Source organism: Rhodobium gokarnense (assembly GCF_025961475.1).
GTDB lineage: Bacteria > Pseudomonadota > Alphaproteobacteria > Rhizobiales > Rhodobiaceae > Rhodobium > Rhodobium gokarnense.
Map to the genome: position 1 here is coordinate 91,096 of NZ_JAOQNS010000004.1, position 19,422 is coordinate 110,517.

The following is a 19,422-nucleotide window of genomic DNA, read 5'->3' on the forward strand; positions in this document are numbered from 1 at the left end:
GCGGGCGACGCGGCGGATATCCCGTGCCTGCGTCGATTTCCCTTGGGGTTTTCCAGTGTATACCGCCCGAATTGGCAACGACTTGCTATTTTGGGGGCTATTTGTTGATCCAATTTGCAGTATTTTGCGTAGCCAGACTTGGAATATGTGTTCTCGAGAAACGCAGGCCAGACGGGGAGCCGGGCGACACGCCTTAATTCATGTCCGATTACGCTGACGCCATCGACGATCTGCTCTCGGCCCATGTCGCGGGGTCGCTCGCGCTGCCTCTCGACGTACTGGCGCGCAGCTATCTGGAATTGTCACCGGACGCACGGACATTTACCCACGGTCTGGAGGCCGCCTCCGGCCATCTCCTCGAAGATATTCAGCCGGTCACGGTGAGCGCCCGGGAGACCATGCTTGAACGCGTGTTCGCGGTTCCCCAGGACGGTGCTTCGCCGGCCGTGGCGCCGCAGCCGGACGGGCCCGTGCCGGTCGCGCTGAGGCGCTTCATCGGCTGCGACCTCGACCAGATCCCATGGACGGAGATGATGCCGGGCATCCTGTCCCACGAGATCGGCTCTTATGACGGGATTGCCGCACGCATCGTCAGGCTCGCTCCCGGCCTTGTCATTCCCGCCCACGACCACGAGGGGATCGAGAGCGCATTGATCCTCGACGGCGGGCTGACCGACGAACACCGCCAGTACCTTCGCGGCGACCTGTCGATGGCCGGCGCCGGCATCGTGCATCGCCAGCAGGTGGACTACGACGGCGAATGCCTGTGCTTTGCCGTCACCGTCGGCACGCTGAAATTCATCGAGCCGCTCTGAGCCGCGGATAGGGAGCTTCCATTCCAAGCGCCAAAGGAAACGCCCGGCAGCGGGGACTGCCGGGCGCTCATCTGCGACGCGGGGATGGAGGTCTTCTTCAGGTGGCCTCAGGATGTTGCCCAAGACGGATTTCCGGCCTTGGACGGAAGCGGGATATCAGAGACCGGCGATGCGCATGGTGCCGAAGGCTTCCTTCATGCGGCGGATGGTGTCCTCGGCGTTCGCCACCTTGGCGCCGCGAATGGCCGTCTCGTGGGCGGCGCGGATATCGCGCTTCGTCTCAGTGGACACCTTCTCGACGTTCTTCGGCTCGCGAATGATGCGGGTGGTGGCCACCTGGGTGGCGTCCGGCGCAACGCGGTCGGTATAGGTCTTGGCGTTCACCATCTGCGCCGGGGCGTTGCTGCGAACGACGATCGCATAGCCGCCCGGCAGGACATGGCTTTCGTTGGCATGGATGGCGGCCTCGTAGACGACCTCGCCGTAGCGATCGGAGAGCTGCAGCCAGGTCTCCGTCTTACCGTCGCGGGTGACGTCGCCGACCCACATGCCCTTGTAGAGGGCGTCGGCGCCGGTCACGGCGTCATCGGCAATGGAAACGGTATACTTGTCCGTCTTGAAGGTTTCGGCGGATGCGGGGACAGTCGTCGCGGCGATGCCCAGTGCAATCCCAACTACAGCGATCTTCGACAGACGGGTCATGGTATGCCTCCTTGGCATTGAATTGACCGAGTAACTGCTTCCTTAACGAGGTTCGGTTCAATTCTGTTCCATGACGGTAGATGGTGTCGCCGATTTTCCGTTTAAAGAATGACAGGGGCCTGGGGCGGTAACGTTTTGCGTGATCGGCCCTTCGCGATTGCGAGACGTTGTGGCCTGCACGGACTGCCAGGCGCTGAAAACTGCGGGTTTTTCCATATCTTGCGGAAAACCGGCCCCTCGTTCGCGACGCAGCATCGGCGGGCGCAAAAAGTTACCGAAAAATATCTTTTTCACGGATGTGTGATCGTCGAAGGCGCGATTTGGGTGCGTTTTGGCGCGTTTCGGGTTCGCGCGAGCGGTCGCCGCATCACTCCGGGGGCGCCCTCAAAGCCCGATCTTGCGGCCGAACCAGGAGACGAACTTGATGGCGGCGTAGCGCAGATGGTGCCGCCGGTCGCTCCGCAAACGCGAGAGGTTGCCGATCAGACGCTCCGGCCGGCAATGGAGCATCGTTTCCGGGTCGATATAGCGGCAATAGGCGATCATGGCGCAAAAGACGAGTTCGTCGATGCTGCGTTTGCGGGTCCGCCGCGGCGTCGAAGCGAGGTCCTCGGTGAGGCCCCAGCCGGCATAGAACGGCATGCCGTGGACCGTCACCGCCTTGCCGCGCATCAGCGCCTCGAAGCCGGCAAGTGACGACACGGTCTCGATACGGTCGCAGCCGTCGATGAGGTCGAGGATGTCGACATCGCGCACGATCGCGTCGGCGTAGCGCCTGGCGACGTCCTCCGGCACCTTGCCCTTGCGCAGGTCCGCTTCCACGTCCGGATGGGGCTTGTAGACGATGAAGGCGTCCGGGTTGCGGGCGCGCACAGCCTCAAGCAGGGACTCGTTGACGTTGGTGGCACCGCTGCAGTCAACGGTCTGCGACAGCGTCTTCAGGATGCCGGCGTCGTCGGCGACCTGGCCGGGGACGAGGATGCCGGTGCGGTCTTTCGGAAAGATATTTTGCGCCGCCGGCCGGCCGACATTGTACTTCGTCAGCCGCGCGGCAACGACGGCCTCTCTCAGGTGCCGGCCGCGGGCGATCTCCCGATCGGTGAGGTCGCGGGTTTCCAGCATTGTTTCGAGGTCGCTGGGACGCGTGGCGTCGAAATAGATACCGGTCGCATCGAAGGCGGCCGAGGCGCCGCGGGCGAGCGCCGCCCCGAGGCCGACGGAACGCAGGAACCCGTCCTCCATGCGCGAGAAGGGAACGCCGGCCTCGCGAGAGGCGGCTTCGCGTTCGGGCGTCGCACTCGCCGACCAGGCGATCAGCCGGCCGTTTTCTTCTTTGGCCTGGCCGAGGGCTGCATCGAAATCGTCGGTGAAGACGGCGGGTTTGGCCGGCCCGGCAAGGAGCGCTGCGACGCCCTTGTGGTTCCACCATTTGACGCCGACGCAGAAGGCGCGGCGGTCGTTTTCCCGGATGCGCTGGCCGAGGAAGGCGTAGAGGTCGAGGGCGTCTTCCGCCTCGAGCGCGCCATCACCGTAGGGGTCGCGATAAAGAACGCTGCCGGCCAGGGCGGCATCGGCGAATGCCTCCGGCGACGCCACGGGATCGAGGGCGGTGCGGATCGCCTCCGGCAGACCATCGGGGGTGTCGTCGGCAAAGCCGCCGTCCTGCCACAGCGCCAGCAGGCGTTTGCCCCGGACCTCGTCGGCGTCGCTGAGGGCTTCCTCGATGGCGGCGCGGCGGGGATGGTCCGGCAGCGGGGCTCCGGGCTCAAGGTCGAGCAGCCAGAAGGAGAGGGGGCAACCGTGTGGCTCGACCGGGCCGACCGGGCCGCGGCCGAGAATGGTGAGCGGCACCTGCGCCGTCTCGGCGATCCGCTTGGCGCGCCTGATGTCGCCGGGCGATGCGCTGCAGATGACGCGCGCGATGCCCGCCAGGCTCCTCGGCATCCAGGCCGGCGCACCGGCAACGCCGAGGAGCGCTTCCAGCTCGCGGCGCCAGCGGCCGATGGCTGGCGAGAAGAGGACCTTTTGGCGGGACATCGGTCGGATCAGCCTTGGAAACGGACGGAGGATCGCGCCGGGTGGGGCCGGGAAACGATCGGGGCGGTCATAGAGGTGCCCCGAGCGCGCGCGCGCGGTCAAGCCGTGGGGGAGGATCCACATAGGCGTCGGGCATGTTGAGCCGGCGCGACAGGATCCGTTCGGCCATGTTCTCCACCGCCGCCTTCAGACCGTCATCATTGTAGATCGAGCCGCGCACCTGGACCGTTCCGGTCAGCGCGCGGATGAAGGCGGCGAGCAGCTCCTCGTCGGGCGGCTCCGGCGCCGACCAGAAATCGTAGAGTTCGCGCCGGTCGGTCAGGCCTTCGATGTCGTAGATCGCCGGTGTCAGGGTTTTCGTCGGGCAGCCATGCATCAGCGCCTCGATGCCGGCGGTGCTGTTGACCGTGACCATGCCGGAGGCAAAGGGCAGCATCTCGTCGAGCCGGCCGCCGTCGAGATAGTGGATGCGGTCTTCAAGGTCATAGGCCGAGACAATGGCACCGATGGTCTTTGGCCAGTTTTCCAGGCCGTTGTCGAGCGGGTGTCCCTTGATGAGGAGGTGGGCGTCTTCGGGCGCATTCGCCGCGAAAGAGGCGATCACCGGCCGCAGCGCATCGGCCATGCCGTCAAAGGGCGAGTGATCGCGGATCTGGAAGTCGCCCTCAAGCTGCATCGGGAAGACGAAGAACGGGATATTGCCTCGCTTCAGGCGTTCCACGACCGCTCCAGCTTCGCGGTTGCGCCGCTTCTCGCTGGCGAGTCGCGCGATCCAGGCAAGGTATTCCGGCACAGGGTGGTAGATCGTGTGGCGACGGTAGTGCGGCCAGAGCGGGGTGAAGAGCACGTTTGAGAGATTGTAGACGACGTCGGGGAACGCGACCTTGAAGAAGCTGCCGCGGTAGATCGGCGTCAGGTCCGGCTCCGGCACCTTCTCGGCAATCGCGCGAATCGCATCCGGGTCGTCCGGGAAGTGGGAGCCGGTCGAGGTGGCGTCGCGCTCGATCGTCATCCAGTCGGGCCGCAGATAGCCGAGTTCCGTGGCGATCACCCGGATGCTGCGGTGCCTGGCGCAGTCGGCGGCCAGCCGGTGGTAGATGCGCCGGTCGCCGTGCAGGATAAGGTCGGTGATGCCGTTGTCGGCCATGAAGCGGTCGACGAAGTCCGGCCAGTCGCGGACGCGGCCGCGATAGGCGACGGCACCGGGACGGCGCCAGTGCAGCCAGTCGCCGAAGCACAGGTTGATGCGGTGGACGGTGCTGCCGGCGCCCTCCAGGGCATCGGCAAGGCGCGCATAGAGTGGCGACAGCGGGCCTTGCAGGAAGAGGAACGTGCGATGCCGCGCCGCGATCGGCATGGCCTAGCCCGCCGGGTCGGTGGGGGCGGACCCAGACTGTTCCGCGGGGGCGGCCGGCTCGCTCGGCGGATTGCGCCGCTGCTTGGGCTTGAAGGAGGCGAGCATCGTCTCGTCGTCGACGACCGGGACGCCGGCGGCCTTGGCCGCTTCAAGGCGCGGCGGGGGATCGATGAAGGCGTCCGGCTCGTTGACCGTGCCCTCGATCAGGCGCTTTGCCATTTCCGGGATGGCGACGGCGCGGCCTTCCTTCGTATAGAAATTGCCCTTCACCTGGATGGTGGCGCCGACGGCGCGCACGAAGGCGTCGCGCAGTGCCGGGTCGGGCGGCTCGGACTTGGTCCAGAACTCGTCGAGCGATCCCTGGAAGGTGAGGCCGGGAATGTCGAAGACGGCGGCGCCCAGCACCTTGATCGGGCAGTTGGCGCGCATGGCGTGCAGGCCGACCGTGGAGTTGATGAGGATGGTGCCGCGCACCCGGTTCAGCATGACGTTGAGCTTGCCGCCATTGATCAGGTAGACGCGCTTCCAGACGCCGGCATCGCGGGCGATGCGCCGGACGATCCGCGGCCAGCCCTCAAGGCCGTTGTCGAGCGGATGGACCTTGAAGATCAGCCGGGCGTTCTTCGGCGCATGGGCGGCAAAGGAGCGGATCGTCAGGTCGATGACTTCGGAAAGATGCGTGAAAGGCGAATTGGCGCGCACCTGGTAATCGCTCTGCATCTGCATCGGCAACAGGAAGAACGGGAACTTCTGGCGCTTCACCTTCTGGGTCACCAGCTTGGCGAGCCGGTGGTTCACATAGCTCGACATCAGGCCGGGAATATAGCTCAGATAGTCGACCAGAGGGTGGTAATACTTATCCGCGTCGTAGTGCGGATGCAGGAACGGAAAGAACACCTGCGAGAGGTTGAAGATGACCTCGTGGCTGGCCTCGTGGCGGAATTTGTAGGGATACTTGGTCTCGCCGTCGAGTTCGGGAACCTTTGCCGCCAGTTCTCGGATCTTGTCCGGATCGTTCGGGAAATGGGAATAGGCGGACATGCCGCCGCGTTCCAGGGTGATCCAGTCGGGCCTGAGATACCCGAATTCATAGGTCGTCGGGACGATGCCGTGCTTCCTGGCGACGGCGGCCGCGACCTTGTGATAGGGCAGGCGGTCGGCATAGTAGACGACGTCGGTAACGCCCTCGCGGAGCATCAGCTCCTCGACGAAGTCGGCCCATTCCTCGAACTTGCCGCGGAAATTGACGGCCCCCTTCTTGCGCCAGTTGAAGCGGTCGCCGGCGCACAAATTGACCCGGATCGTGCGCTGGCCGCGCCGGTCAAGCTCGTCGCTCAGGAGCTTGGCGAAGCTGGACGGGGGACCCTGAAGGAAAAGAAAGACGCGGCGCCGTTTCGCTGTCATACCCAATTACCAAACCGGAACGCTCGCCGGTTTTCCGGAGCGATGGACACGGCGAAGGGAGAATTGAGGCTCGGGTAGCATCCGCGCCGGGGGGTGTCAAGAAATGGCACCCGGCTGTCGCTATTCAGTTTCCATACCCGCAAAAAGTCGCGCAAATTCAACTCACTTGCAATTGCCGGCAGGGTGCCGCGCGCCTCGACAGCGCCGGATTCCGCTGCTACTCGGTGGCCCGGCCCGAGCGCCGATTATATCCTTGAAAGGACACGAAAAGCATGGCCCGACCCGATCCGACATCGATCCTCATTACCGGGGCCACCGGCGGCATCGGCATGGCGCTGGCCAGGGCCTATGCCGGGCCGGGGATCGTGCTCGGCCTGACCGGCCGCGACGGGGCGAAGCTCGAGGCGATTTCGGCCGAATGCCGGGACAAGGGGGCGACGGTCGTCGCCGCAACGGTCGACATTCGCGACCGTCCGGGTCTGCACGCCTGGCTCGCCGATCTCGATGCGCGGCATCCACTTGACCTTGCGATCGCCAATGCCGGGGTGACCGGCGGGCTCGGGCCGGGGCGCAGCCGGGAGAGCGATGCCGATGCGGAGCGCCAGGCGGAGATCAACTACAAGGGCGTCGTCAATACGGTTTCCGGCATCGTCGAACCCATGCGGGCGCGCGGGCGCGGGCAGATCGCGCTCGTCTCCTCGCTCGCCGGGATCATGGCGCTGCCGGACATGCCCTCCTACAGCGCCAGCAAGGCGGCCGTCGTCGCCTATGGGGATTCCTTGCGCGGCTGGCTGAAGCCGTTCGGCATCCATGTGACGATCATCTGTCCGGGCTTCGTCACCTCGCCGATGTCGGCGCGCCACCAGGGCGCAAAACCCTTTGAAATCTCTGCGGAAAAAGCGGCGACGATCATTCAGAAGGGGCTCAGGGGCCGGCGCGCGATGGTCGCCTTTCCGCTGCCGCTCGTGGTCGGCATCACCCTCAACAAGATGCTGCCGAGGAAGATCGGCGACCTTTTCATGGGCGGATTTTCGGCCGAGATCGAGCCGGACGGAAGAAAGGACTGAGTTTTTGCGTTCAGGCGCCGCCTAAAATCTTGCCGAACTGGGAGCCCTGTTCGCGGATCTTGCCGAGTTCCTCTGCCGTTGCGGCAACCGTCTGGCGGATCTGCTCGCGGGTGTGCTCCGACGTGATGAAGAAGCGCAGGCGCGCCGACTTCTCCGCCACGGCCGGGTAGATGATCGGCAGCGCGTTAATGCCGCGCTCGAAGAGACTGTTGGAAAGCATTGCTGCGCTTACCGAATCTCCCGTGATCACCGGGATCACCGAATAGCCCATGGACGGGCCCGTATCGAGCCCGGCCTCGGCGGCCAGCTCCAGGAACAGGCGGCCGTTCTCGCGCAGGGCCTCGACCCGGTGCGGCTCGCGCAGCATGATCTCCACGGCCTTGGCCGAGGCGGCGCCGACCGGCGGGGCGATGCCGACGGAAAAGACGAAGCCGGGGGCGCCGACCTTCAGATATTCCACCAGCGCCGAGGAGCCGGCGATGTAGCCGCCGCAGCCGGAAAGCGTCTTGGAGAGGGTCCCCATCCAGATCTCGACCTCGGTGGGATCCGTCCCGAAATATTCCGCAATTCCGCGACCCGTCTCGCCGAGGACGCCGATCGAATGGGCCTCGTCGACCATCAGCCAGGCATCGTGGCGGCGTTTGATCTCGATGAGGCGCGGCAGGTCGGGGAAATCCCCGTCCATGCTGTAGAGGCCTTCCACCGCGATCAGCACCCGCTCGAAGCGGGAGCGGTGGTTGGCAAGCATCTCCTCCAGCGCATCGAGATTGTCGTGCGGAAAGAGCATGCGGGCGGCGCCGGAGAGCTTGATGCCTTCGGTGATGGAGTTGTGGATCAGCGCGTCGCAGATGACGAGGTCGTTCGGCCCCATCAGATGGCCGATGGAGGTGACGTTGGTGGCGTGGCCGGAGACCATGACGACGGCGTCCTCGACGCCGTGCATGTCGGCGAGGGCCTTTTCCAGATCCCGGTGGAACGGCCGTTCGCCGGCAACGACCCGGCTCGCCGAAACGGTGGTGCCGTAGCGCCGGATCGCCTCGGTGGCGGCCTCGGCGACCTCCGGATGGCCGTTGAGGCCGAGATAGTTGTAGGACGCGAAGTTGATGTAGGTCTGATTGCCGATCAGCGTGGTGTCGCGGGCGAGCGCCTCGTGCGGCCGGAAGAACGGGTTATCGATGCCGATCAGTTCGGCCGCGGCGCGCTGCATGCGGTACTGCTTGACGTCGTCCAGTTCGGAGAAGTCGAAGGCCTTCTTGCCGGCCTTGGCGCTCTGGCGGGCAGGGGCCGGACGGCGCTCCTTCCTGGTCTTCTTGGCCGAGCGGATGTCGGCCAGGAGCTGGTCCTTGGCGCCGCCGGTGAGGCCGCCGATACCGCGTTGCTTGGTCATTTCAGGAAGTTCCTGAGCGTCTGGCTCTTTTCCTCGATGGCCGCGGCGATCGCGGTCATGTCTTCGCTGCCGGCGGTCTCGTGGTCCATGTGCCGCTGCGAGAGGGTTTCCATATCGGCCGAAATGCCGCTTTCTTCTTCGCCCAGCACCCGGGCGGTGACCTTGCCGGCGATGTCGGAGAGGGTGGCGCCGTTGGCGATCGACATCAGGGGGATGTCGATGCCGAGGCGCTGCTCCGCCGCCATCCTGAGTTCCAGCGCCATCAGCGAATCCATGCCGATCTCGGAGAGCGGCCGGTGGCGGTCGATCTCCTCGGCCGGCAGGCGCAGGATGCGGGCGATCTCGCCGGACAGCAGCTTGGCGACCGTCTCGATGGCCTGGGGCCGGTCGAGGCCGGAGATCAGTTCCGCAACGTCGATCTCCGCGCCGCCTTCCGAACTCTCCGCCTCAAGGTCGGAGGCAAGGTCGGCAAAGAGCGGCGTGGCGAGCAGCGCCAGCTCCTTCTGGGCCGAGGCCCAGTCGATGCGGGCGTAGGAGATGGCAGCGTCCGGCGAATGGACGAGCAGGCGGCCGAGGCCGTCCAGCGCCTCGCGGGCACCGAGCGCATGGCGGCCGAGCTTGCGGCTCAGCATGTCGTTGACGTCGGTGTTGCGGGCGAGGTAGCCGGCATCGGAAATCGCGCCCCAGGCGACGGCCAGCCCGGCCTTGCCGTCGGCGCGGCGCTTGCGGGCGAGCGCTTCCAGATAGGCGTTGGCGGCGACGTAGTTGGCCTGTCCCGGATTGCCGACGATGGTGGTCGCCGAGGAGAACAGGACGAAGAGGTCGAGATCGATGTCGGCGGTGAGCCGGTCGAGATTGGCCGCGCCCGCGATCTTCGGGGCGAGCACCTTTTCGATGCGGCCCTCGTCGAGATTGGCGATGAGGGCGTCGTCGAGCACCATGGCCGTGTGCAGGATGCCGGCGAGCGGCGGCATGTCGGCCTTCAGCTCGGCGAGCATCTTTTCGGTCGCAGCGGCATCCGCGACGTCGCAGGCGATCGGCTTGACGGTGACGCTGGCGGCCTCCAGCTCGGCGACGGCGGCTTTGGCCTCGTCCGTCGCGGCGCCGCGGCGGCTGGTGATGGCGAGATTGCGGGCGCCGAGGCCGACAAGCCATTTAGCGGTCTCAAGGCCGAAACCGCCGAAGCCACCGACGATCAGGTAGGTGGCGTTTTCCTTCAGGGCGAGCGGTGCGGCGGGCGGGCGGGCCTCCACCGCGCGCGGCGCGGTGAGGATGATCTTGCCGATATGGCCGGACTGCTGCATCAGCCGGAAGGCGCGGGTCGCATCGTTGCCGGAGAACTTGCGATAGGGCAGCGGCGTCAGCACGCCTTCCTCGAACAGCTCGACCAGTTCGGCGAAGATGCGGTCGGCGATCTTCGGCTGGCGGGTCAAGAGCTGGTCGGCGTCGATGCCGAAATAGGAGAGGTTCTGGCGGAACGGGCGAAGGCCGATGCGGGTGTTGGCGTAGTAGTCGCGCTTGCCGAGCTCCAGGAACCGGCCGAACGGTTTCAGCACGTCGATGGAGCGCATCATCGCCTCGCCGAACAGCGAGTTCAGCACCACGTCGATGCCCTCACCATTGGTGATCTCGGCGATCTCGTCGGCAAAGGTGAGGGAGCGGGAATCGAGCACGTGCTCGGCGCCGAGCATCCTCAGGAACGCGCGCTTCTCCTCCGAGCCCGCCGTGGCGATGACCGTGGCGCCGCGCCAGCGGGCGATCTGCAGGGCGGCAAGGCCGACACCGCCGGCACCGCCATGGATGAGGACGGTCTCGCCCTCTTCCAGATGGGCAAGATAGACCAGGGCGTAATAGGCGGTGAGGAAGGTGACCGGGATGGTCGCGGCTTCTTCCAGCGTAACCGTGGACGGCATGGGCGCGCAGGCGCGCTCGGAAACCGTAACGTGGGTGGCGAAGCAGGCAGGCGCAAAGGTCAGCACCTTGTCGCCGGGCTTGAAGCGGGCAACGTTCGGCCCGACGCGGGTGACCGTGCCGGCGCCTTCCATGCCCAGCGTCGGGCCGGCAAAGCCGTCCTCCAGCGCCTCTTCGGGAAGCAACCCGAGGGCCCACATGACGTCGCGGAAATTGAGGCCGCTGGCGGCCATCTCGATCTCGATCTCGCCGTCGGCCGGTTCGGCCCGGGCGATGCGGTGCCAGGCAAGGCCGTCGAGGGAGCCCTGGCGAACCATGTCGAGGCGGTAGCCGGCGTCGTCTTCCGGTCCGTCGAACTCGCCAGGAGAGGGCAGCACGCCGCCATGGACGACACGGATGCCGCTGCGGCGGCTGGCGTCGAGCACGACCTCGCGTTCGGTGCCCGGCTCGGCGATCTCGGCGGCGAGCCGGCTGGCGGCCTCGCCCGGCTCGAGCGCCGGGGCGACGTCGACCATGCGCAATTCGATGCCGGGGAACTCGTTGGCGGCAACGCGGCCGAAGCCCCAGAGCGCCGTCTGCACCGGCCGGTGGACGGCGTCGTTGACGAGGTTCTGGGCGGCGCCCGGCGCCACCAGCCAGAGGCGCAGCTCGGCATTGCCGAGGGACTGCAGGAGGGCGGTAAGTTCGCTCGTCCTGGCGGTGACGGCGGCGAGCGGCGCCGCTTCGTCGGCACCGACAGCGGACAGGTAGACGATCTCCGTGCCGGGCTCGGCCATGACGAGGGCCTTGAAGGCGGCGCGGTCGTCGTCGCTTGCCAGCGACAGCGTCCAGGTGCCGTCGCCCTTGTCCTTGGTGCGCTCGCCGGGGATTGCCGTGACGAGCGTGCGGCCGTCGGCAAAGCTTGCGGCCAGCGCATCGGCCAGCGTCCGCGGAGCACCGCCGGCCTCCGTGACCATGACGATGCGGGCGGGCGCGACGGCGGCTTCCTCGGCCGGGGCCGCACCGTTGACGCGCCGCTTGGCGCGCGCCGACAGCATCAGCATATCGGTGTCCGGATCGTCGATCTGGACGATGCCGCAATCGGCGAAGCCAGCCTCTGAAAGCTGGGCGGCCCAGTCCTCCGGCCCGCGCAGCATGGAGACCGGCAGGTCGTGATCCGCGGTTTCCGACCACCAGTCGGCGCCGATGCCGAACAGGAGGTCGAAGGTCAGGCTCGGCGCGATCTCGGTGGCGATCAGCGCGCCGCCGGAGGCCATCAGGTTCTTGATGTCGCGCAGCCTTGCCTCGTCTGCCTGGGCAAGGCCATTGGCGGAGACGACGAGGTCGAAGCCGCCATGGGCGGCGGTTTCCGCGGCAACGTCCTGGAAGGCCGTATAGCTGCGGCCCGGCATGGCGGTCGCCCGCGCCTTGGCGCGTTCCAGCTCGTGGTCGTCGAGGTCGCTGACGGTGAGGCTGGTGAAGGCCGGATCGAGGAAGCGCGACAGTTCGTAGGTGAGCTGGCCGTTGCCGGCGCCGAGCTGCAGGATGCGCAGCGGCGCCTCGCGCGGCCAGTCGGCGGCGATCGCCTCCACGGTGCGGGCGACGGAGCAGATGCCGGGGATGAAGGACGGCGAACCGGTGACCAGATGGTCGACGACGGCCGGCGTGAAGAACGCGGTCGCGGTGTCGACAAAGCCGTCCCTGAGGATGCCGGGAAGGGCGTCGTGCAGGTGGGTGAGGAGGGCGACCTCGGCGATGCGGTCGGGATGTTCCGCGACCAGCGTCGACAGGATGTCGCGCGGGTCAGGCAGGCCGCTTTCGGCCTCGATGCGCCAGGTGCCGTCGGTCTCTTCGGCAAGGTCCGCGGCCTCGAGCGCCAGCAGCAGCCGGTTGGCGAGGGTCTTCGTCTCCGACGCGAGCAGGCCCTTGGTGATCGCGGTGTCGGTCCTGAAGGCGGCAAGGTCGCCATCGGCGATCGCGGCGATGCCGGCATAGGCGATGGCCCGGGCAGTCGCCTCGATGAGAAGCCAGGCTTCCGAGGTGTCGCGCTCTTCCGGATCGGCGTCGGCGGCCAGCACCAGCTCGTGCTTGCGGGCATAGGCAAGGACGTCGCCGGCAGCGAGGTCGGCAAGGGCGGAGGCCTCGCCGCGGCGGCCGAGCCGGCGGCCGACCGTGCGGTAGACCAGTTCGTCGGGCAGTTCACGGCGGGCGAGCGGCACGGCGCGGAAGCGGGTGCCTTCCAGCACGGCGACGATCTCGCCGTCGGCGTCGATCAGCTCGAAGGTCGCCTCGATGGAGCGGGGCGAGGCCCTGGTGACGCGGATGATGCCGTGGTCGGCCTGGACGCCGGCCTTGAAGAGCCTGAGGCGGCCGATGCGGACCGGCAGGAAGCTGGTGTTGGCCGGCGCCTCGCCGACGCGGGCGATCAGGGCGAAGAGGCCGTGGAAATGGCTGTCGAGCAGCGTCGGGTCGAGGGCGAAGCCGGCAGTCTCGGTGAGCGCGCCGGGGGCCTTGAAGTCGACACGGGCGATGCGGTCGCCGGCGGTGGCGACGCCGGCCGCGCGGCGGAAGGCGGGGCCGTAGAAGAGGCCGAACTCCTCGGTCAGGCGATAGAGCGGCTCGGCCTCAAGGCCGCCGTCCACCTCCGGCACCGGCTCCTGCCGGTACGGGATATCGGGAAGCTTTGCCAGCGTGCCGCGGACATGCATCGACCATTCGTCGTCGGAGAGCCGGGCGCGGCTGTAGATCTCGAAGACGAGGTCGTCGGGCGACAGGCGCAGCAGGGTTTCGCGGGTGTCGTGGCCGTCGGCGGTGAGCGGGCGCATGATGTCCATGTCGCGCAGCTCCAGCCGGTCGGAGCCAAACCATTCGCGGCCGGCCGCAAGGGCCATCTCGACGAAGCCGGCGGCGGGGACGACGACGGAGTCCTCGATCTTGTGGTCTTCCAGGAGCGGGACCAGTTCCGCATCGATATGGTTGAACCATTCGCCGGCCTCGGCCCGCATGCGGTAGCCGAGCAGCATGTGGTTGCGGCCGTCGAGATAGGAGACGGCCTCCGACGTGCGGTCCGGGCGGAAGCTCTGGTTCTGCCAGGGATAGGTCGGCAGCACGACGTTCGCGCGCACCGGCTTGCCGAACAGGACGTCCTTGTCGACGGTGCCGCCGGCGGCAAAGGTGCTGGCGACGATCTGGCCGATCGGGTCGACCTTGGTGCTGTCGTCCTTGTCGAGGGAGGAGACGCAGGCGACCGAGATGTCGCGCGCGCGATAGGTGTCGTTGGCGTAGGTGTTGAGCACCGGCCGCGGGCCGATCTCCACCAGCACCCGGTGGCCCATGTCGGCGAGGGTCTCAAGGGCGGCCTGGAAATAGACCGGCCGGCGGACATTTTCCCACCAGTAGTCGGCATCCAGCGAGCTGCCGGCGACCTTTTCGCCGTAGACGGCGGAAATGAAGGTGACGTCGCCGTCGACCGGGGTGATATCCCTCAGCGACTGGTTCAGGGGCGCCTCGATCGGATCGACGAGGGCGCAATGGAACGGGTAGTCGAGCTTCAGCCGGCGTACGGCCCAGCGCTTCTTGCGGGCGTATTTGCCGAAGGCGTCGAGCAGGTCGCTCGGCCCGGAAATGGTGACGGAGCGCGGGCTGTTGACGGCGGCGATCTCGATGCCCTTGAACTCGGGCGGGGAAATCGCCTCGCGCGCCTGATCCTCCGGCAACAAGAGGGCGGCCATGCCGCCGAGGTGACGGATCACCTCCTGCTGGGTCGAGCGGGCGTGGATGACGCGCACGGCCTGGTCGAGGTCGAGGGCGCCGGCGGCCCAGGCCGCGGCAACCTCGCCGACGCTGTGGCCGGTGACGGCGGCCGGCTTCAGGCCGCGCTTGGCGAGCGCCTCGGTCAGCGCAACCTGGATGGCAAAGAGCAGCGGCTGGGCGATCTCCGTGCGCTCGATTTCCGATTCCAGCTCGGCCGAGAACAGGGTCGTCAGCAGCGACCAGCCGGCGACGGAGATGAAGCGCTTGTCGACCCGCTCCAGCGAAATGCGGAAGTCGGCATCGTTCTGGTAGGCGTCGCGGGCCATGCCGGCCCATTGCGAGCCGTTGCCGGAATAGAGGAATGCCACCTCGGTCGCCTTGGCGACGGCACGGGCCTCCACATAGGAGGTCGACTTCTCGCGGGCGATGAAGGCGTCGATGCCGGCGAGCTTTTCCTTGCGGTCACGGCCCATGATGACGAGCCGGCGGTCGAGCGCCTCGCGGCTATGGGCGGCGGCGTTGACGATCGCCGCCGTGCGGGCGTTGTCGGCGCGCTCGATTTCCTCGCGATAAGCCGAGGCCAGCGCCGTCAGCGCCTCGGCCGACTGGGCCGACAGCACCAGCGGCGTATGCTCGTCGGGCTCATGGTCGGGGGCGGCAAGGTCGGAGGCGTCCGGGTCGCGCAGGATGACGTGGGCGTTGGTGCCGCCGAAGCCGAAGGAGTTGACGCCGGCATAGCGCGGCTCGCCGTTGCGGGCGATCCTGGTCGGCTTGGTGACGACCTTGAGGTTGAGGCCCTCGAAGTCGATGTCCGGGTTCGGCGTGTCGAAATGCAGGGACGGCGGCAGCACGTCGTGCTCCAGCGCCATCACGGCCTTCAGGAGGCCGGCAAGGCCCGACGCGGGCTCCAGGTGGCCGATATTGGTCTTGACCGAGCCGATCTTCAGGACATCGGAACGCTTGGTGCCGAGCACCCTGCCGAGCGCGGAGGTCTCGGCCGGATCGCCGACGCGGGTGCCGGTGCCGTGGGCCTCGATGAAGGCGAGCGCATTGGGGTCGACGCCGAACTCGCGGTAGACGTCGTCGAGCAGGACCGCCTGGGATTCCGGCGAGGGCAGGGACATGCCGACGGTGCGGCCGTCCGAATTGATGCCGGAGCCGACGAGCAGGCTGCGGATGCCGTTGCCTTCTGCGCGGGCGACGTCGGCGCGGCGGATGACAATGGAAACCGCACCCTCGGAGCGGACATAGCCCTGGCCGTCGGCGTCGAACGCCCGGCACAGGCCATCCGGCGACAGCATGGAGGCGCGCGCGAAGCCGATGAAGGCGAGCGGGGCCAGCAGCAGGTTGACGCCGCAGACGACGGCCGTGTCGATATGGCCGGTGCGGATCGCCTCCAGCGCCTCATGCAGGGCGACGAGGGAGGACGAGCAGGCGGTATCGACCGTGAAGCTCGGGCCGCGCAGGTCGTAGATATAGGAGATGCGGTTGGAGATGATCGACAGCGTGTTGCCGGTCATCAACTGCACGTCGCCGGCGGCCGGATCGAAGATGAAGCGATAGGAATAGTCGAGTGAGGAGGCGCCGACATAGACGCCGACCTTTTCGCCGGCGATCTTGCTGGCCGGAATACCGGCATTCTCAAGCGATTCCCAGACCACCTGCAGAAGCAGGCGCTGCTGCGGGTCGATCTGCACGGCCTCGCGCGGCGAAATGCCGAAGAACCCCGGATCGAATCCCCACACGTCGTCGAGCTGGCCGGCGGCCCAGGTGTAGCTCTTGCCGGGAACCGCACGGTTCGGGTGGCCGAAACGGGAGGTCGGCCAGCGGTCGCCGGAAACTTCGCCGATGACGCACTTCCCGTCTACGAGAACCTTCCAGAAGTCCTCCGGGGAATCGGCCGACGGAAGTCGGCATGCATAGCCGACGATCGCAATGTCGCGGGTTTCACCGTACATTCAAAAGCCGTTTGTTATTTGTCCGTTTTGCTTGTTTCGGCGCCGCGACGCAAGGAGCGTGCCGGGTGTGCTGGGTGTTTGAGCCACAAAAACGCATGTCGTCCCTCAAGGTCAACCAATCCCCACGCGCGGCTGCCCGCGGTCCGCGCAGGACGCTTGGTTTCTGGCCCCCACGACACCAAACTAAGCCTCGGGTCATACTGTATCGGTCAAAACTGCGCAAGCAGCGGACAACAGCCCGCGGGCGCGGGAAACCCTCGCCATCTTGCATCGCGCCGAACGTTGATTCCTGTGGTTTTTTCAAATTTTGCCGCTCCCCGGTCGGTTCAGTGTCGAATTCGCAAAGGTTTTCTTGCCGTATTCCTTTGCCGTGGCCGACGCTTCAAAATTTGTAAACCATTGTTACGCCCGGCCGTCGACCGCTGTCCGGGCGGTGCTTGCGGGATGTCGATCGGACGACAGCGCACCGGCGCAAACCACGATGCCCCGGGCACGCCAAAGCGCGCGCCGGGACCGGCCGTGCCGCGGTCACCGTCTCCTGGTCTTTTCCCCGAGCGTTTGCCGCAGTCCATAACGCGCTCCCGTTGCGCCGACCCGGCAGGGATTCCCCTTGTTGTCCCTAAGTCCGACGACTAATGGTCAAATGTGTCAGGTTTCGGGACAGGGAAAGGGCCTGCTCCGGGATCACGCCCGGGCGTTTGTCAGCGGCCGGCGAAGCGGGTAAGGAGACGGCTTCCCTGTTTCCGTTGCTGCCGGGGCGTTCCGTTGGACCTTTCGAACCGTTCGATCCGCAAAGACGTGGCGGCCGTGTTTTCCACCGGCATGGTCAAGATCCCGCATCTTGAGGCGCTGCTCGGCGTCTCCGGCGTGCTGGAATGGCCGTCCGACGCCCATGCCGGCGACGTCGACATCGTCATCGGCTGGGGCACCAAGCCGACGGCGCGCAAGGCCCGTGCCTATGCGAGCCGCAACGGCCTTCCTTACGTCGCCGTGGAGGACGGGTTCCTGCGCTCGGCCGGTTCGGCCTCGGCGAAGCTGCCGCCGGTCTCCGTCGTCGTCGATGACCGCGGCATCTACTATGAAGCCGCGCGGCCGTCGCGCATCGAGCACCTCATCCGCAGCGCATCGCACCTCGACGCACGGCGCCGGGCCGAGGCGGAGGAGGGGTTCGACCTCTTCCTGCGCCACCGGCTGACCAAGTACAACACGGTCGCACCGGCCGGCAGCGGAAGCGGATCGGCGCGGCGGCGCTGGAAGGTGCTGCTCGTCGACCAGGTGTTCGGCGACCAGTCGATCGCCGGCGGGCTCGCCAGTGCCGGCAGTTTCCTCAGGATGATCGAGACCGCGCTGAGGACCTTTGCCGCGGCCGACATCGCCGTGAAGGTGCATCCCGACGTGATGGCCGGACGCGCCCGGGGCTATATCGACCGGGTCGCGCGGGACCAGGGCCTCCATCTCATCGCCGACATGGGCAATCCGCATGACCTCCTGGAACGGGTCGATGCGGTTTGGACCGTGACCAGCCAGCTCGGCCTTGAGGCCGCGTTCAGGGGCCTTCCGGTGCGCTGCTTCGGCGTGCCGTTCTTTGCCGGCTGGGGCCTCACCGAGGATACGCCCGACGACGGCAAGGCGCGGATGGCGCTCTCGCGCCGCGGCGAGACCCGCACGGCCCTCGATATCTTTGCCGCCGCCTATCTGGAATACGCCAACTATGCCGATCCGGTGGGCGGCAGGGTCTTCGGGCTCCTTGAGGCGATCGACCGGCTCGTTTCCTGGCGCGATCACGCCGAAGGCAACCGCATCGACACGGTTTGCGTTTCCTGGCCGCTTACCGAGCGCAAGGCGGCGCGGTCGTTCTTCAACGACGGCGGCAACCGGCTCTCCTTTGCCGGGCGGCTTGTCGGCCCGATCCTGGCGCGGCGGACCGATGCGCGGCTCCTGTTCTGGAAGGAGGCGCCGGGCATCGACCGGCATGCCGATCCGCGCCGGGCCGACCGGGGCGTCGTCGGGATAAGCCCGATGGATTTCTTCGAAGGGCGCGGGCCGGGCAGGGCCGCCACCTCACTGGTCGTCGACGACCGGGCGCCGTTCGGCAAGGAGGGGCGGCTCGACTGGGTGCTCGGGCATTATCCCTTCAACGAGCGCCTCAGGGCGCGCGGCAAGGCGCTGGCTACGACCCTCGTTGCCGGCCTTGCGGCCGCTGCCGGCGACGGCGAGGCCGCGGAGCGGAGCACGGATCAGGTCCTAGTGGTGCTGGGGGAAAAACTCGACGGTGTGCGCCGCCATGCGGACCATCCGTTCGCCAGCAATCTCCTCTTCCTGCGCGCCGTGCGCGACGCCTTTCCCGACGCAAGGCTCCTCTATGTCGATCATCCCGACTGCGCGGCGCGCGCGGCGCCCGGCTGGCTGACCGAGGACATGGCCGCGGCCTGGGCCGACGGCTTCGAGACGCTGGAGCGCATCGTTGCCGGCAAGGTCGCGGTCGACGGCGTCCACACGGTCGGCTCTGACGCCGGCTTTGCCGCGCTGATGGCGGGTCTTCCCGTCACCTGTTGGGGAGCGCCTTTCTATGCGGGGCGGGGTCTCACCACCGACCGGGCGCCCGTTCCGGATGGCCGCCGTCGGCTCACGCTCGACGAACTGGTCGCCGGCACGCTGATCGTTGCCTCCAGCCACATTGATGCGCGCACCGGCATTCCCTGTTCGGCCGAGGACGTCGCAACCCGCATCCTGGCGGAGCGGGAAGGGCGGCTGACCCGGCGCCTCCTGCCGCGCACGGCCTGGTACGCCCCGGCGCTCGCGGCCGCGAACCGGCTCAGGGCACGCTTTCGGCAGTTCGTCTCGTTCTCCTGAGCGGTCCCTGGAGCCGTTCCTTCGGCAACAAAAGACCTCTTGGCGCCACAATCGGGCCGCACGCTCGCCCACCTTTAGGAGGGCGCGCAGCATCCGGCAAAAGATCGGCCGCGCTCATAAGCAAAAACCCGCAACCCGCGCTTTACCGGTGCTGCGGCGCGCCGTACACTTCTCGCCCGCCCCCGGGGGGCCAACGGGC

9 protein-coding genes are annotated in these 19,422 nt (G+C 67.2%); 3 read left to right on the forward strand and 6 right to left on the reverse strand.

The window, feature by feature from the left end:
* Positions 1-200 precede the first annotated feature (200 nt).
* Positions 201-815 (forward strand): cupin domain-containing protein, encoded by a 615-nt coding sequence (locus M2319_RS08155; protein ID WP_264600963.1) that lies wholly within the window; start codon positions 201-203, stop codon positions 813-815.
* 156 nt (positions 816-971) lie between these two features.
* On the opposite strand, the gene M2319_RS08160 is transcribed toward M2319_RS08155, so the two are convergent.
* The 4 genes from M2319_RS08160 to M2319_RS08175 all read right to left on the reverse strand — a co-directional run bounded on the left by M2319_RS08160 (position 972) and on the right by M2319_RS08175 (position 6,315).
* Positions 972-1,517: a hypothetical protein gene (locus M2319_RS08160; protein ID WP_264600964.1), complete on the reverse strand. Its 546-nt coding sequence runs from the start codon at positions 1,515-1,517 to the stop codon at positions 972-974.
* 384 nt (positions 1,518-1,901) lie between these two features.
* Positions 1,902-3,554 (reverse strand): capsular polysaccharide export protein, LipB/KpsS family, encoded by a 1,653-nt coding sequence (locus tag M2319_RS08165; protein ID WP_264600965.1) that lies wholly within the window; start codon positions 3,552-3,554, stop codon positions 1,902-1,904.
* A gap of 67 nt (positions 3,555-3,621) precedes the next feature.
* Complete coding sequence (locus M2319_RS08170; protein ID WP_264600966.1) at positions 3,622-4,911, reverse strand: capsule biosynthesis protein; 1,290 nt, start codon at positions 4,909-4,911, stop codon at positions 3,622-3,624.
* 3 nt (positions 4,912-4,914) lie between these two features.
* Positions 4,915-6,315, reverse strand: a complete 1,401-nt coding sequence (locus M2319_RS08175; protein ID WP_264600967.1) for a capsule biosynthesis protein — start codon at positions 6,313-6,315, stop codon at positions 4,915-4,917.
* A 272-nt stretch (positions 6,316-6,587) separates the two neighbouring features.
* Between M2319_RS08175 and M2319_RS08180 the strand changes: the two genes are divergently transcribed.
* Positions 6,588-7,382 (forward strand): SDR family NAD(P)-dependent oxidoreductase, encoded by a 795-nt coding sequence (locus M2319_RS08180; RefSeq protein WP_264600968.1) that lies wholly within the window; start codon positions 6,588-6,590, stop codon positions 7,380-7,382.
* A gap of 10 nt (positions 7,383-7,392) precedes the next feature.
* On the opposite strand, the gene M2319_RS08185 is transcribed toward M2319_RS08180, so the two are convergent.
* On the reverse strand, positions 7,393-8,769 hold the full coding sequence (locus tag M2319_RS08185) for an aminotransferase class I/II-fold pyridoxal phosphate-dependent enzyme (protein ID WP_264600969.1): 1,377 nt from the start codon (positions 8,767-8,769) through the stop codon (positions 7,393-7,395).
* Positions 8,766-16,370, reverse strand: a complete 7,605-nt coding sequence (locus M2319_RS08190; protein ID WP_264600970.1) for a type I polyketide synthase — start codon at positions 16,368-16,370, stop codon at positions 8,766-8,768. The genes M2319_RS08185 and M2319_RS08190 overlap by 4 nt, the downstream gene beginning before the upstream one ends.
* A 765-nt stretch (positions 16,371-17,135) precedes the next feature.
* On the opposite strand from M2319_RS08190, the gene M2319_RS08195 reads away from it, so the two are divergent.
* Positions 17,136-19,223, forward strand: coding sequence for a capsular polysaccharide export protein, LipB/KpsS family (locus M2319_RS08195; RefSeq protein ID WP_264600971.1), 2,088 nt, complete (start codon positions 17,136-17,138; stop codon positions 19,221-19,223).
* Positions 19,224-19,422 lie beyond the last annotated feature (199 nt).